This is a genomic window from Embleya sp. NPDC020630 (assembly GCF_044334985.1).
In the GTDB taxonomy this organism is placed as follows: Bacteria; Actinomycetota; Actinomycetes; order Streptomycetales; family Streptomycetaceae; genus Embleya.
In genome coordinates this window covers 99698-113521 of record NZ_JBIRUB010000007.1, presented here as the reverse complement: position 1 = coordinate 113521, position 13824 = coordinate 99698, and the positions used below count along the sequence as shown (strand labels likewise).

The following is a 13824-nucleotide window of genomic DNA, read 5'->3' as shown; positions in this document are numbered from 1 at the left end:
CGGCATGTCGGTTTTCTACCGTCACGAGCACTGATCGCCAAGCTCGGGAGCCGGACCATGACGACCCTTACCCCCGCACGCCTGCTCACCGCCCAGTCGCGCTGGGCCTACCCCTCCACCGAGCGCAGCGTCGGCGAGGCTCGCCGCGTCGTCGGGCGGGCGTTGGAGCGAGCCGAGGTGCCGGAGGCGATCTCGTACGACATCCGGCTCATCGTCACCGAACTGGCCACCAACGCCGTGCGGCATTCGGGGTCGGCCGAGTTCGCGGTGGAGGTGTTCCTCGTGGAGAGCGTCGGGGACGACGCGCGGCCGAGTGTGGTGGTGGCGCGGGTGTCGGATCTGGGGCGGATCGGGCGGGAGTACGACTACATCAACCACCCCGCCGGTGCGCGGACCGCGCTGTGCCCTCGCTCGCCCGGGACCGACGCCGGGGCGGAGCGGGGGTTGTTGCTGGTGGATCGGCTTTCGTCCGCGTGGGAGGTGGCGTTTTGTTCGCTGGAGAAGCGGGCCCGGTTTCGGTGTGACGACTGGATGGACCGCAACTGCGCGGAGCACGGATTCGGGCCGGACCATACGACGGTGACGGCGCTGGTCTATCTGGAACGGGCGGCTTCGGGGGCGTGGGCGCGGCGCGGTACTAGTTTTGGTGCATGACCAAATCGCTCTCCGCCGCCGTTCGGGGTCGATCGTGGCCGGGCGTCGGGGCGCTCTCGCGGGTGGGGCGGCGCACGTTGGCGCAGTCGGTGTACCTGTTGACCGCGCCGGTGTTGGCCGCCGTCGGGGTGGTCGCCGCGCTGGGCGGGGTGTTCTTCGCGGCGCTCGGGCTCGTCCTGCCCGGTGGCGCGCCGCTCGTGGTTCGCGCGCTTGCTCCCGCGCGGTGGTGTGCCGATCTGGAGCGGTGGCGGATCGCCAAGGTGCGTGCCGCCGGTCGCGGGGCCGTGCGTGCCGAGCCGGCGGCGACCGCGTCCGGCGCCGGATCCGGGCCCGGGCCGTGGCTGGATGCCGCCCACGCCGTGGTGTTGTTCCCCATCACCCTGGTCACGGCGCTGGTGACCGCGCTGTGGTGGTTCGTCGGGGTGGCCTGCGCCACCTGTGCGCTGCGCTACGAGTACGCGGCGTCCGAGCCGCTGCGGCCGTTGTCCCTGAACGCCGGCGGCGGGCAATCGCACGTCACCGTGAGCCTCGGGCTGCTCTCGCCGGTCGATCGGGTCGCCTTCGGGACCACGGTCGGCCTGCTGCTCCTGTGCACCCTGCCGCTGGTCACGCGCGCCTTCACCACCGCCCAGACCGGCCTGGGTCAGGCGCTGCTCTCCGACGCCTCCGCGCTGCACCGCCGCATCCGCGGCCTCGAACAGGAACGCGACACCGCCCGCGCGCAGACCGTCGCCGCCGTCACGGCCGAGGCGAGCGCGCTGCGCCGGCTCGAACGGGACATCCACGACGGCCCGCAGCAGCGCCTGGTCCGCCTGGCCATGGAACTGGGCCGGGCCGAGCACCATCTCGACCGCAGGCCGGAGACCGCCCGCGCGGCCCTCGCCGACGCGATGGCCCACGCCCGGGAGGCGCTGGACGAATTGCGCGCCCTCTCGCGCGGCATCGCCCCGCCGATCCTGGTCGACCGCGGCCTGCCCGACGCGCTCGCCGCCTTGGCCGCGCTGTCCACCGTCCCGGCCGACCCGGACATCGTCGCGCCGGGCCGGCGACTCGACGCCGGCGTCGAGACGGCCGCGTACTTCGTCGTGGCCGAGGCCCTGACCAACGTGGCCAAACACAGCCACGCACACCGGTGCGTACTCGGACTACGGCACGACGGGGGCGACTTGACGGTGTGGGTGAGCGACGACGGCATCGGCGGCGCGGCCTTGGCCAAGGGCCACGGACTGCGCGGCCTCGCGGAGCGGTTGCTCGCGGTCGGCGGGCGGTTGCGGGTGGACAGTCCGGTCGGCGGCCCGACGACGATCACCGCCGTACTGCCATGCGACTGACCCCGGACACGGCGCCGGGCCAGGTGCCGGACCGCGCCGAGCGCCGCCCGCTGCGGATCGTGGTGGCCGACGACTCGGTACTGCTGCGCGAGGGCCTGGTCCGTCTGCTCGTCGAGGACGGTCACCGGGTGGTGGCCTCGGTCGGCGACGGGCCCGCCCTGGTCGCGGCGGTGCTCGAACACCGGCCGGACGTGTCGATCGTCGACGTACGGATGCCGCCGACGCACACCGACGAGGGCCTGCGCGCGGCGATCAGCGCCCGCTCGTACGTGCCCGGCGCGCCGATGCTGATGCTCAGTCAGTACGTGGAGGCGTCCTACGCCGGCGACCTGCTCGCGGACGCCTCGGGCTCGGTCGGCTACCTCCTCAAGGACCGGGTGGCCAGGGTCGAGGAATTCCTCGACGCGCTGGACCGGGTCGCGCACGGCGCCACGGTGCTCGATCCGCAGGTCGTCGCCCAACTGCTGGCCGCGCGTAGCCGGGACGGCGGCGTGAGCGCCCTGACCGCCCGCGAACGCGAGATCCTGGCGCTGATGGCCGAGGGTTGCTCGAACACGGCGATCGCCCGGCGGCTGGTGATCTCCGCCAGCGCGGTGGAGAAGCACATCGGCAACATCTTTGCCAAACTCGGCCTGCCGGCCGACGACGACGCCCGCCATCGCCGGGTGCTCGCCGTACTCACCTATCTCAGGGGCTGAGCCACGCGCTCGACCGCCGCGCCCGATTCGTCCCGAGGGTGTGGCCTGCCATACCTCCGGGTGTCCGGCCTGCTCCGGTGACCGCGCGGCGCCGCTGCGGGAGCGTGGTCGGCATGACAGCAACGCCTCACCTCCCGGGCCGGCGGCGGCAGCGTCCCGCCGTCCCATCGCGATTTGCGGGCATGCCCGCGCGCCCGCTCGCCCTCCTCGTCGGCGCCGTAGTGGCCCTGATCGCAGCCCTGTTCATCGTTCCGCCCGTACTGGCCGAGCACATCGCCGGCGACGGCTCCGTCGATCAGGACAACCTCGCCGCGTCCTTCCGCACGGCGTTCGTCGAATACTGGCGCGCCGGTCGGCGGGACTTCACCCCGGGCATGGACCGGGCGGTCGACTACTGGTTCCGATTCCACGTCGTCAAGGCGGTGATCGCCGCGATCCTGCTGGTGGTGGTCGTCGCGCTCGGCATGCTCGTGTGGCGGGCGTTCCTGCGGGCGCGCGATCTCGGTACGGGACGCCGGGCCGCGCTCGCGGCGGCGGGCGTGTTCGTCACGATGCTCGGGGCCGGCGCGCTGGCGACGGTGATGGCCAACATCCAGGGCGCGGTGGCGCCGTTCTCGTCGTTGTTGACGCTGCTGCCGAGCGGCGCGGCCGGGGGCGAACTGGGCGACACACTCCGCCGGGTGCGGGAGGGGTTGGACGCCCCCGCGAGCGATCGCACCCCGCCCGCCCTCGACCTGATGATCGACGACTTCGCCCGCTACCACGCGGCGTTGGCCGTGGTGGCCGGGCTCGTGGCCGTCGTGCTGATCGGGCTCGCCGTGGTGGCGTGGCGGCGGTTCGCCGCGACCGACGCCGCCGATCGGCGCGCCCGGCGCCTGTCGGCGTGGTTCGGGGTGCTCGCGGTGGCGTCGACGCTGGTCGTGCTCGTGGTGGTGATGGCGAACGTGGGCACCACGGCCGACCCGAAGCCGGCGCTCGCGGCCTTCTTCGAGGGCGGGTGGTGACGCGCGTCAGTCCTTGTCCCCCCTGTCTTTGTCCTTGTCCAGCTCGCTCGCCCACTCCACCGACCACTCCCGCAGCGGGTCCAGGGCGGCGACGAGTCGGGTGCCGGTGGGGGTGAGGGTGTAGCGGCCGGTCGGGTCCTGGGCGGCGATCCGGGCCTCCACCAAATCCCGCAGGCGGTTGTTGAGCACGCTGGAGGACATGTCGTCGCACCGGCGTTGCAGGGCGCGGAAGCCGGCCGGTTCCCGGCTCAGCTCCCAGATCAGGCGCAGGATCCAGCGCCGGCCGAGCAGGTCGAGCGCGGCCATCGGAGCCCGCCCCGTGGTCGACCCGCGTACCGGGCTTCCGGGACGTGGGATGCCCGCCTTGTCGTGCCGGTTCACGGCCGCCTCCTTGCGCTTCGCTTTCGAAAGCAGCATAGTGCTTTTGAAAGCGAAGCACTCGAGGAGCCGGCCGCCGAAGCGCCCGAGCGGCCGTCCCGGCCGATGGAGGAGCACGCCATGTCGCGGATCACGCCGTTGTCCCCGCCCTACGCCCCCGAGACCGAGGCGTCCCTGGCCCGCTGGATGGGCGCCGCCGGAGACCGTGAACCCCTCGCCCTGTTTCGGGTCCTGGAGCGTCACCCCGACCTGGCCTCGCGAATGCGGGTGCTCGGCTCGGGTCTGCTGGGGCACGGTACGTTGCCCGCCGTCGAGCGGGAGACCGTGGTGCAGCGGGTGTGCGCGCGGGCGGGATGCTCCTACGAATGGGGCGTGCACGCCCAGGTGTTCGGGGAGCGGGCCGGCCTGACTTTGCGTCAACTCCGGGCCACCGTCGTCGACGACGAGGCCGCCTGGACACCGCGCCAGGCGATCCTGGTGCGCGTGGTCGACGAGTTGCACGACGGCGCCGACCTCACCGACGGCACGTGGGCCGAACTCCGGGCCGGGTTCGAGGATCGGCAGATCGTGGAGGTGCTGGTCCTGGCCGGCTGGTACCGCACGATCGCGTACGTGGCCAATGCGCTGCGACTGCCGGACGAGGAGTGGGCCGCGCGGTTCCCGGAGGCGTGAAAGCACCCGAAGGCCCGAAGCCGCCACCCGCTACCGAGCCGCGTCGCCCTCGACCTCGCCCAGGAAACCGACGATCTCCGCCAGCCACTGCGCCGGACGCTCCGCGAACGGCAGGTGGCCCGAGTCGAGTTCGACCACGCGGACGTTGCGCAGGGCAGCCGCGACGGCGCGGTGGTGGTACGGCTCGACGAGGCGGTCGCCGGTGGTGGACACCACCAGCGTCGGGACCGCGATCGTGGCCAGGTCGGCGCGCACGTCGACACGCTCGACCAGTTCGGTGTGCTCGGGCGTCCCGAGCGGTGGGGTCTCCGCGGTCATCCGCAGTACGCCCGCCAGGTCCTCGCGGGAGAGCGCGTCGAGGGCGGCCGGGCCGAGTGCGAACGGGGTCAGGAAGGCGGCGAAGGTGGCCCGGTCGCCGGACTCGTACAGCCCGCGCCAGACCCGCGCGGCCAACCGGAGGCGGGCGTCGGCGTGTGCGAAGGCCGAGGTCAGGATCAGCGACGTGACCCGCTCGGGGTGCCGGGTCGCGGCCCGGACGGCGGCGGCGCCGCCGAGCGAGTAGCCGGACACCGCGAAGGTCTCCAGGCCCTCCGCGACACCGGCCGCGACCAGCTGGTCGGCGAGTTCGTCCAGGTCGAGCGGCCCGGTCGAGCGCGGGGTCTCGCCGGAGCCGGGGAAGTCGACGCCGACCACGCGGTGTTCGGCCGCGAGGCCGTCCAGGATCGGCCCGTAGTTGGCGGCCACACCGCCGCCGGCGCCGTGCGCGAGCAGCAGCCCGGGGCCCGAGCCGCGCACGGTGCGCGCGAAGGTCGGCACGGGCAGGGCGGCGTGGGCCGTGGCGGCGGTGGCGGTGGACATGAGAGCTCCCTGTAGAAGATGCGCAAACGAGTTTCGTAGCGGTCGCTACAGATCTCACCGTAGCAGAGGTTCCCGTCTTCCATAGCGAGCGCTATAGAATGGTTCGCATGTCCGGTACCCAAGGCCGCCCGCGCGGCTTCGACCGCGAAGCCGCGCTGGATCGCGCGGTCATCGAGTTCTGGCAGCACGGCTATGAGGCGACCTCGGTATCGGGGCTGACCGCAGCGATGGGCATCAAGCCGCCCAGCCTGTACGCGGCCTTCGGCGACAAACGCGCCCTGTTCAGCGAGGCGATCCAGCGCTACGGGGTCACCTACGGCGCGGTCGCCGGCCGGGCACTGGACGCCGAGCCGGACGCCCGCCGGGGGATGGAGCGCATGTTGTACGCGCTGGCCGAGGCGTACACCGAGCCCGGCCACCCGCCCGGCTGCATGGTGATCACGGCGGCGGTGAACTGTACCGCGGCGGCCGAGGAGGTCAAGGCCGAACTGCGCGCGCTGCGCGAGGCGTCCAAGGCGGCGTTCCGCCGCAGGATCGCCGCCGACGTGGCGGCCGGCCGACTGCCCGCCGACACCGACCCGGACGACCTCGCCACCTACTACGCGGCCGTCGTCCAGGGCATGTCCACCCAGGCCGTCGACGGCGTCGGCCGCGAGAGACTGGAACGCGTCGCGGAACTGGCGATGCGAAGTTGGCCCGACGGACCCTAGCCGCTCCCTGGCCGGTTCCCTACCCGGCGCTCGCCGCGCCCATGGGAGCTCCGCCGCGGGTGCGGCCGTGCCGCACGGGACGGTGGTCAGTAGTAGCGGCGGTGCCATTGCCCGGTGGCGAGGTCGAGTTCGCAGTACGCGGCCTCTCCCGGTGTCTGCGTCACGTAGACGCGGCCCTCGCCCTCGGCGACGGACCAGGCGGCGATGTCGTCGCGCAGCGTCTTCGGGCCATGGGCGGTCGGTTCCACGACGCCGCCCTTCCCGGCGGCACAGAACAACCGTCCCTCGACGAGCGCCACGCCGAGCGCGGCGACGCGGTCGCGTACGGCCACCGTGAAGCCGCGTCGCGCGGATCCGCGAAGTATGCGGCCGCCGCGCGATCTGCCGGTGACGTACACGTCGCCGTCGTCGTCCGAAGTCCCCCACACGGATGAGGGGTTCGGCCGACCGTCGTTGTGCGCCTGGGCGGGCAGCGCGGTGTGGCGCCAGGTCACCCCGCCTTCGGGCGTGTCGAACTCCAGGTCCGGCGCCATGGTGTCCGTCCAGGGAACCGGTGCGCTCGTCCAGACCAGACCGGTGCTGCTCGTCGCCCACACATGCCCCTGCGGCGAGCACCACAGCTCGCGGAGCGTGTCGTTGGTCGCCAGGATGTTCTCGGCCGGCTCGTCGCTGCCGACGGGGCGCCGGAAGACGTACCCCGCGGCGTTGCCCGAATCGCCGGGGACGTACGTGATCAACAGGAAGTGCACCACGCCGCCGCCCTCGTGGACGACGACGATGTCCTCGACGAACTCGCGCGGCGCCTCTTTCGAGGGCTCGTGCGACCCCTCGCCCGAACTCCCGCCTTCCACCACCACGGCGGCATCCCCCGGCTCGTGCATCCCAGCGCTTCCTCCGACTCGGCCTCGACCCGTGACTTCGCGAACCACCGGCGAGGGGGGCTCTCACGGTACCTGTGTCATCAGGATCTCCCAGACGTCCCGAACCCCTGTCAACCTGGTCGAGTCGAAAGCGCCGAAACAGAAAAGACGGAGACCGATGGCGGACAATCAATTCACCACTCATCAAGAACTCTTCGATCTGAGTGGGAAGTACGCCCTTGTCACGGGCGGTACCAAGGGCATCGGGATGATGATGGCGCGCGGCCTTCTCCAGGCGGGCGCCCGGGTCGTAATCAGCTCACGCAAGGCGGACGCGTGCGCGGAGGCGCAGCAACTGCTGTCCGAATTCGGTGACGTTCGAGCAATTCCCGCCGACCTGTCCAGGCGCGACGAGTGTGAGCGCCTCGCCGATCTGGTCAAGGCCGACGCGGAATGCCTGGACATTCTCGTCAACAACGCGGGAGCGATGTGGCGCGAGCCGCTGGCGACATTCCGGGACGAGGGCTGGGACGCGGTGATCGACCTCAACCTCAAGGCGCCGTTCCGGCTGGTGCAGGCGCTGCTCCCCGCACTTCGTACGGCGGGCACCGCCGACGATCCCGCGCGGATCATCAACATCGGCAGCATCGCCGCCATCCACGTCGCCCAGGCGCCCAATTACTCGTACGCCGGCAGCAAAGCGGCACTCCATCAACTCACCAGAGTGCTCGCCAGGGAACTGGGCCCACAACACATCACGGTGAACGCGGTGGCGCCGGGAGTTTTTCCGTCGCGGATGATGGCGTCCACGCTCGATGCCATCGGCGACACGATCGCGGCGGCGACCCCTCTGCGCCGGATCGGTCGCGACGACGACATGGCGGGTATCGCCGTGTTTCTCGCCGGCCGGGCCGGGTCCTACCTCACGGGCGCCATCATCCCGGTGGACGGCGGCATCGCGACGACCGCGTCGGGTACCCCTTAGGCCGCGCGGGACCGGCGTGCGGCGAGGGGACGGCCACGATGGATTCCGCGCACCGATTCCCGGTCGGGACAGGTCCTACGCCGAACCGGCCGCAGCCAGCAGGGTTTCCGCTGCCCGGGTGCGGGCGTACAGCACCACGCGGCCGGCTCGGTGGGCGCCGACCAGCCCCGCCGCGCGCAGTGCGGACAGGTGTTGTGAGACGCCGCCCGGGGTCAGGCCGGTACGCCGGGCCAGGTCCGTGGTCGAGGCCGGTGTGGTGAGTTCGGCCACCAGCGTGGCGCGGGAGCGGCCCAGGACGCCGGCGAGCGCGTCGGGCACGGCCATGGGTGCCGGCGCGGCCGACCACAGGGTGCCGATGCCGCGCGGCGGATAGCGCAGCGTGGGCTGCCAGTGCCCGTCCAACACGGAGAACACGCGCGGCCAGACGAACGCCGACGGCACGAGCAGCAGCCCCCGGCCGCCGAGCGTGCGTCGATCGCGACAGAACCGGGTCTGCACCTGGAGCGTGCCCGCGTCCCAGGCGACCTGCGGGTCCAGGTCGTTGAACAGGCCGCGCGCGCCGCCCTCGACGAGTCGGCCGGCGCGGAAGAGGATGTCGCCCTCCAGGAAGGCGAGGATACGCGGCCAGTACGGCGCGAGCGCCACATCCCAGTACGCCTGGATGGTCTCCGCGAGCCGGGCCAGCTCACGATCCGGGTCGGCGCGGATCTCGGCCACACGTTCCGGCGTGATCGCCGAGGACGTGCGCAACAGTTCCGGGGGCGTCGCGCGCAGCGCCGCCAGTTCGACCTCCAGCGAGGTCAGCGGGGTGGTCGGCGGCGGGGCCAGGAAACACGCGAGCGCCAGGGTCGGTACCGGGATCAGGTCGGTGAGCGGGGTCAGGTCCACCTTCGCGGCGGCCAACCGGTTGCGCACCTGCTCGGTCCAGACCCGGTGGATGCCCTGCTCGTCGGCGCCTTTGAGGACGCGTACGCTCGCCACGACCTCCCACAGCGGGGAGATCGCGAAACGGGTGCGGGCCACGTCCTCCGGGGTGAACTCGATCTCGATCACCCGGGTCAGGCTACCCGCGTCCGCCAGGGATTCGGCCCAGGATTCAGCTCCTGCTAAATCATTGCGGTGCCGGCGGGGGAGCCAGGCAGGCTCCCGGCATGAGCCATGCGCACTCCCCCTGGCGGATCGCCGACTTCCGCACGCTGTTCACCGCGGCGGCGCTCAGCGAACTGGGCACCAACATCGGCTACGTCGCCATCCCGCTGATCGCCGTCGAGGCCCTGGACGCGAGCCCCGGCCAGGTCGGCGCGCTGGCCGCGCTCGGCACGGTGGCGTTCCTGCTGATCGGCCTGCCCGCCGGCGCCTGGGTGGACCGCATGCGGCGGCGCCGCGTGATGATGGTCGCCGACCTGGTCCGCGCCGCGCTGATCGGCTCGATCCCGCTCGCCTGGTGGCTGGACGTACTGACCCTGCCCCAGCTGTACGCGGTGGTCCTGCTCAACGGTTGTGCGACGGTCTTCTTCGATGTCGGCTCGCAGAGCTTCGTCCCGCACTTGGTCGGCCGCGAGGCGCTGGTGCCGGCCAACGCCGCCATCGTCAGCCTGATGGCCACCGCCAATATCGCCGGGCGCGGCGCGGGCGGCATTTTGGTCCAGGCGGTCGCGGCGCCGTTCGCGGTGGTGTCCACCGTCGTCGGCTACCTCGCGTCCGGCCTGGGACTGGCCCGGATCCGCAGCGACGGCGCCCCGGCCGCCGCCGGCGGCCCCGCCCGCCGGTTGCGCGCCGAGATCGGCGAGGGGTTGCGGCACGTGTGGCGCGGTCGGGAACTGCGCGCGCTGATGTGCACGGCGGCGTTGACCAACTTCGGCTCCCAACTGGTCACCGTGCTGCTCCCGGTGGTCTTCGTCCGCGAACTCGACCTCCCCTCGGGTGCGTTGGGGCTGTTCCTGGCGATCGGCGGGGTGGGCGTCCTGGTCGGCGCACGGTCCGCCCGGCCGATCTCGCGCCGGTTCGGCTACGGCCGCACGATGGGTATGGCCGGCCTGTGCCTGGCGCCGGCCGCGCTGGTGATCCCCCTGCTCGATCGTGGGCCGTGGCTGGTGGTCGCGGGCGTGGGGTGGTTCCTGTGCACGGCCCGGATGGGCGTGGACAACGTGCTCGGGGTGAGTCTGCGGCAGCGGCTGACGCCCGACGCGTTGCTCGGCCGGATGAACGCCACCTTCCGCTGCCTGCTCACCGGCGCGGCGGCGATCGGGGCGGTGGCGGCGGCGCTGATCGGCGAGTTCGCGGGGGTGCACGCGGCGATGTGGGTCGGCGCTGTGTGCATGGCGCCGGCCTTCCTGCCGGTGTTCTGCTCGCCGATCCGCGCGCTGCGCACGCTCCCGGAGGGGCCGGCGGTGGTGGTCGCCGCCGGGGAGTCGCCGCTTCCGCGTGACCCGGCCGAGGCTCCGTTGCCGGCCGGGCCGGCCGCGCGGACCCCGCACGTTCCGCAGACCTCGCAGGACTGAGGGGCCGCCCGGTCGAGGTGCCCTCGTGCCTACTTTGGGTCGGTCGGGTCGAAGGCGGCGCTGGGGTCGGTGGCGAGGACGAGTCGGCTGACCGGGGACTGCTCGCCCGTCCCGGCCAGGACCCGGAACAGGCCCTCCACGGGCAGGATCTGGCGGATCGTCACCCGGCCGTCGCGGGCCACCGGCAGGGCCCTGGGCAGCGCGAGACCCGTGGCCACGTCGACCACGCGAACGCCGATCGCCGTCGGGTCGGCGACCCCGTTCAAGACGATGTCGAGGGTGCCGCCGGCCGCCACCGAGTCCGCGACGTCCAGGGCCAACGGGACGACGTCCCCGGCGCGTTCGGGCGCCGGGTCCTCCTGACGCAGGACCGCGCACATACCCGATCGCCTCACGGGAGCGGGCGAGCGCGCCGTGCGACTGGACCACCGCGAACGGTTTGAGCGCGGCCGGCGTCGCCACTCGGAGGCACACCGTGTCGTCGCCGCGTCGGTCGGCCCGCACGATCCCGCCGTCCCCGTCGCTCGCGCAGGTCACGAAGCGCGGCCGGACCACCCCGTCGCGGATGACAAGGGACTGTACGGTCGGCTGCTCGACGCCGACCACCGGCCACAGCGTGTCCCAGGACCCGGTGCCGAGCAGGCGTTCGCGCCGGGCGAAGGCGTCCTCGGCCAAGCGCTCGTCGCCGCCGACCGCCGCGACGTCGGCGGCGGTCGGCCGCCGGACCGAGGACCCCTCGTCCAGGCAGCGGTACGACGGCAGCAGGTCGTACAGGCCGGGCGCGGTCGCCGCGAATCGGCGCAGCCGGGCCTCGGGCAACCGCGCCGCGGACCGCCGCGATGCGGACCGGCTCCCGGGGTCGGCGGGCGCGGCACCGAGCACCTGCAGCGCCTTCGCCGCGCCCAGGAACGGGGCGCCGAGGGTGACCAGGGCGCGCAACTCGGCGGCGTCGCCCAGTACTTCGGTGAAGTAGCGGGCGACGAGGCCGCCCGTCGAGTGGGCCACGAGCACCAGGCGCGCGTCCCGCCCGCCCAGCGGGTGGCGGCGCCAGCGGCGCAGGTGTTCGTAGGCGGCGATCGCCAGCAGACCGGCGTTGTAGTCGACGGGCAGCCGCCAGTCGTACGGGAATTCGTGCACCGCGGCCGGATCGGCGGCGGCCCGGCGCAGCGCCCGGACCAGTTCGGTGTACGGCTCGAAGCCGCCGAGCAGCGGAGCCCACGCGGGGGTGTGCAGCAGCCGGGTGGCCCGGATCCGCCCCACGCGCCCGGAGCGTTCCGCATCGGTGACGGCCAGTGCGTCCAATGCGCCGCCCGTGGTCCAGGTCCCGGCGTACCAATTCGCGTCGGCGGGCCCCCACAGGGTTCGCCCGGTGGACACCTCCACCAGTTCGCTGCCCATCATCCCCGGCAGCACGATCACCGCGTCGTTCATCGTCGCCCCCAACCCCCGGCCGAAGCCGTCCCGTGCGCGCAGGGGACGGGCCGTCGGGCCCCTCCGTCGCGCACCTCGCGGTCCCGCGCTCCCACCGACCGCGGGCCCCGCCCCGCCGCCGCGACGCACGCGGCCGCCTTCCCCCGGCGGCCGGTACGCGCCCCACCCGCCCCGGCGCCGCCCATCCATCCTGGCCGGCGAAACGGCGGGCCCGCAGGCGATTTCCGAAGTCGTTTCGTCGAGCCGGTCGCCGAGCCCCCGTCTCAGGTGGTGTCGAAGGAGTGCGGGCCCGGATCGGCGTCGGGTGTCGGCAACACGTCGACGCCCTCGACACATGATCCATGCGACTTCTCGTGGTCGTCATGTCGCGGCCATACCGCCGCAACACGGGCCGGTCAGACTGAGGGCATGCGAAACACCGACAACTCGGAGATGCCTGTGACCCGACCGAACGACCTGCTCGACCCGAAGCACCACGAGCCCCACGAGCCCCGCGAGCGCGGCATCGCCCTGGTGGCGCACGACCGCTGCAAGCCGGAGATGCTCGCCTGGGCCCGGACCCACCGCGAGACGCTGACCCGACACCGCCTGTACGCGACCGGAACCACCGGCGGCATCCTCGCCGACGAACTCGACCTGGAGATCATCCGGTTCCGCAGCGGCCCCCTGGGCGGCGACCAGCAGATCGGCTCGCGGATCGCCGAGGGCGACGTGGACCTCCTGGTGTTCTTCTGGGACCCGCTCAGCCCCCAGCCGCACGAGCCCGACGTACGGGCGCTGCTGCGCCTGGCCGTGCTCGCGGACATCCCGGTGGCCTGCAACCGGGCGACCGCCGACTTCGTGATCACCTCGCCCCTGCTCGCGGTGGCCGACGACCCGGATCGGCCGGAGTCGCCGGTGTTCGCGCCACTGGCCGCATAGGCGCCGTACGCCGGCAGGCTCCGCGCGCCGTCGGCTCGCCGGCCCTTGGGCCCTTCGGCCCGGCTCAGCCGCGCGACAGGCCCTGGCGGTCGACGTAGTGCACCGCGTCGCCGCGGTTGCGGGCGTTGATCTTGGCGAACGTGTTGTTGATGTGCGTCTTGACCGTCGCCGCGCCGATCCGCAGGGTCGCGGCGATCTCCGCGTTGTTCAGGCCGGACGCGATCAGGCACAACACCTCCACCTCCCGGTCGGTGAGCCGATCCGGGTGGCCGGTGCGCCGGCGTGGGCGTCCCACGGTCGCCGGGTCGATCCTCGCCCGCCCGCGCGCCGCGTCCCGGATCGCCGTCGCGATCTGCTCGCCGCTCGCGTCCTCGGCGAGGCGGCCGAACCCGCCGGTGGGCGCGGCCGGATCGGACGCGGCGGACACCACGAGCAGCGCGGCGCCCGGATGCCGGGCGAGCACGTCGGCGGGGTCCTCGGGGCCGCCGTCCGGGCCGAGAGCGCGCCCGTCCGTCAACACCACGTGCGGTGCACGCCCGTCGCCGTCGACCGTCACCTCCATGTCGCCGCACGCTCCGATCAGCGCGGCCAGGCGCTCGCGCACGGCCGCCCGGTCGTCGGCGACCCGGATCAGGACCCGGGTCCGCGACGGCAGCCGGCTCGAGTTCGGACCGCCGCCCGGATCCGCGACCGTTGGTCGCCTCGGCGTGCCGGCGATCGGGTGCGCTGTCGGCTCGGGCCGGTTCGTCACGTAGGTCAACCTTTCGACTCCCGCGCCGATCACGGTAGGTCGGGCAGTGTGCACCCGATTGCCCTGTTCG

General features: G+C 73.2%; 16 protein-coding genes and 1 pseudogene. 10 read left to right on the top strand and 7 right to left on the bottom strand.

Going from position 1 to position 13824, the window contains the following annotated elements; genetic code table 11:
- Positions 1 to 57: 57 nt before the first annotated feature.
- From ACH4XV_RS24400 to ACH4XV_RS24385, 4 genes are all read left to right on the top strand, one after another.
- Positions 58 to 654, top strand: coding sequence for an ATP-binding protein (locus ACH4XV_RS24400; RefSeq protein ID WP_395793164.1), 597 nt, complete (start codon positions 58 to 60; stop codon positions 652 to 654).
- Complete coding sequence (locus ACH4XV_RS24395; RefSeq protein WP_395793162.1) at positions 651 to 1985, top strand: sensor domain-containing protein; 1335 nt, start codon at positions 651 to 653, stop codon at positions 1983 to 1985. Before ACH4XV_RS24400 ends, ACH4XV_RS24395 begins: the two co-directional genes overlap by 4 nt.
- Positions 1986 to 2035: 50 nt before the next feature.
- The gene (locus tag ACH4XV_RS24390) at positions 2036 to 2683 is read left to right on the top strand and encodes a LuxR C-terminal-related transcriptional regulator (protein WP_395793759.1); all 648 of its coding nucleotides are present in this window, start codon (positions 2036 to 2038) and stop codon (positions 2681 to 2683) included.
- A 182-nt stretch (positions 2684 to 2865) separates the two neighbouring features.
- Entirely contained in the window at positions 2866 to 3687 is an 822-nt protein-coding gene (locus ACH4XV_RS24385; RefSeq protein ID WP_395793160.1) for a hypothetical protein, read from the top strand.
- Positions 3688 to 3693: 6 nt separating this feature from the next.
- Here ACH4XV_RS24385 and ACH4XV_RS24380 read toward each other — a convergent pair whose 3' ends face one another.
- Positions 3694 to 4068, bottom strand: a complete 375-nt coding sequence (locus ACH4XV_RS24380; RefSeq protein WP_395793158.1) for a winged helix-turn-helix transcriptional regulator — start codon at positions 4066 to 4068, stop codon at positions 3694 to 3696.
- A 117-nt stretch (positions 4069 to 4185) separates the two neighbouring features.
- Between ACH4XV_RS24380 and ACH4XV_RS24375 the strand changes: the two genes are divergently transcribed.
- Complete coding sequence (locus ACH4XV_RS24375) at positions 4186 to 4737, top strand: carboxymuconolactone decarboxylase family protein (RefSeq protein WP_395793156.1); 552 nt, start codon at positions 4186 to 4188, stop codon at positions 4735 to 4737.
- Positions 4738 to 4767: 30 nt separating this feature from the next.
- Here ACH4XV_RS24375 and ACH4XV_RS24370 read toward each other — a convergent pair whose 3' ends face one another.
- A complete protein-coding gene (locus ACH4XV_RS24370) occupies positions 4768 to 5595 on the bottom strand; it encodes an alpha/beta fold hydrolase (RefSeq protein WP_395793154.1) in 828 nt (275 codons plus the stop codon).
- A gap of 107 nt (positions 5596 to 5702) precedes the next feature.
- Between ACH4XV_RS24370 and ACH4XV_RS24365 the strand changes: the two genes are divergently transcribed.
- Complete coding sequence (locus ACH4XV_RS24365; protein WP_395793152.1) at positions 5703 to 6305, top strand: TetR/AcrR family transcriptional regulator; 603 nt, start codon at positions 5703 to 5705, stop codon at positions 6303 to 6305.
- 86 nt (positions 6306 to 6391) lie between these two features.
- Here the strand turns inward: ACH4XV_RS24365 and ACH4XV_RS24360 are convergent, their stop codons facing one another.
- Positions 6392 to 7186 (bottom strand): hypothetical protein, encoded by a 795-nt coding sequence (locus tag ACH4XV_RS24360; RefSeq protein WP_395793151.1) that lies wholly within the window; start codon positions 7184 to 7186, stop codon positions 6392 to 6394.
- A 157-nt stretch (positions 7187 to 7343) separates the two neighbouring features.
- Between ACH4XV_RS24360 and ACH4XV_RS24355 the strand changes: the two genes are divergently transcribed.
- Entirely contained in the window at positions 7344 to 8150 is an 807-nt protein-coding gene (locus ACH4XV_RS24355) for an SDR family oxidoreductase (RefSeq protein WP_395793757.1), read from the top strand.
- Positions 8151 to 8225: 75 nt separating this feature from the next.
- On the opposite strand, the gene ACH4XV_RS24350 is transcribed toward ACH4XV_RS24355, so the two are convergent.
- Entirely contained in the window at positions 8226 to 9203 is a 978-nt protein-coding gene (locus tag ACH4XV_RS24350) for a DUF5937 family protein (protein ID WP_395793149.1), read from the bottom strand.
- 98 nt (positions 9204 to 9301) lie between these two features.
- Here ACH4XV_RS24350 and ACH4XV_RS24345 point away from each other — a divergent pair, with 98 nt between their 5' ends.
- The gene (locus tag ACH4XV_RS24345) at positions 9302 to 10651 is read left to right on the top strand and encodes an MFS transporter (RefSeq protein ID WP_395793147.1); all 1350 of its coding nucleotides are present in this window, start codon (positions 9302 to 9304) and stop codon (positions 10649 to 10651) included.
- Between the two features lie 29 nt (positions 10652 to 10680).
- On the opposite strand, the gene ACH4XV_RS24340 is transcribed toward ACH4XV_RS24345, so the two are convergent.
- A complete protein-coding gene (locus tag ACH4XV_RS24340; protein ID WP_395793145.1) occupies positions 10681 to 11031 on the bottom strand; it encodes a hypothetical protein in 351 nt (116 codons plus the stop codon).
- 185 nt (positions 11032 to 11216) lie between these two features.
- Here ACH4XV_RS24340 and ACH4XV_RS24335 point away from each other — a divergent pair, with 185 nt between their 5' ends.
- Positions 11217 to 11624 (top strand): hypothetical protein, encoded by a 408-nt coding sequence (locus ACH4XV_RS24335; protein ID WP_395793143.1) that lies wholly within the window; start codon positions 11217 to 11219, stop codon positions 11622 to 11624.
- On the opposite strand, the pseudogene ACH4XV_RS24330 reads toward ACH4XV_RS24335, so the two are convergent.
- A pseudogene (locus ACH4XV_RS24330) lies at positions 11588 to 12049 on the bottom strand (hypothetical protein); the annotation flags it as partial. The gene ACH4XV_RS24335 and the pseudogene ACH4XV_RS24330 sit on opposite strands and share 37 nt — an antisense overlap.
- A 441-nt stretch (positions 12050 to 12490) precedes the next feature.
- Between ACH4XV_RS24330 and ACH4XV_RS24325 the strand changes: the two are divergent.
- On the top strand, positions 12491 to 13003 hold the full coding sequence (locus ACH4XV_RS24325) for a methylglyoxal synthase (RefSeq protein ID WP_395793141.1): 513 nt from the start codon (positions 12491 to 12493) through the stop codon (positions 13001 to 13003).
- Positions 13004 to 13067: 64 nt separating this feature from the next.
- Here ACH4XV_RS24325 and ACH4XV_RS24320 read toward each other — a convergent pair whose 3' ends face one another.
- Positions 13068 to 13754: a LuxR C-terminal-related transcriptional regulator gene (locus tag ACH4XV_RS24320; protein WP_395793139.1), complete on the bottom strand. Its 687-nt coding sequence runs from the start codon at positions 13752 to 13754 to the stop codon at positions 13068 to 13070.
- Positions 13755 to 13824 lie beyond the last annotated feature (70 nt).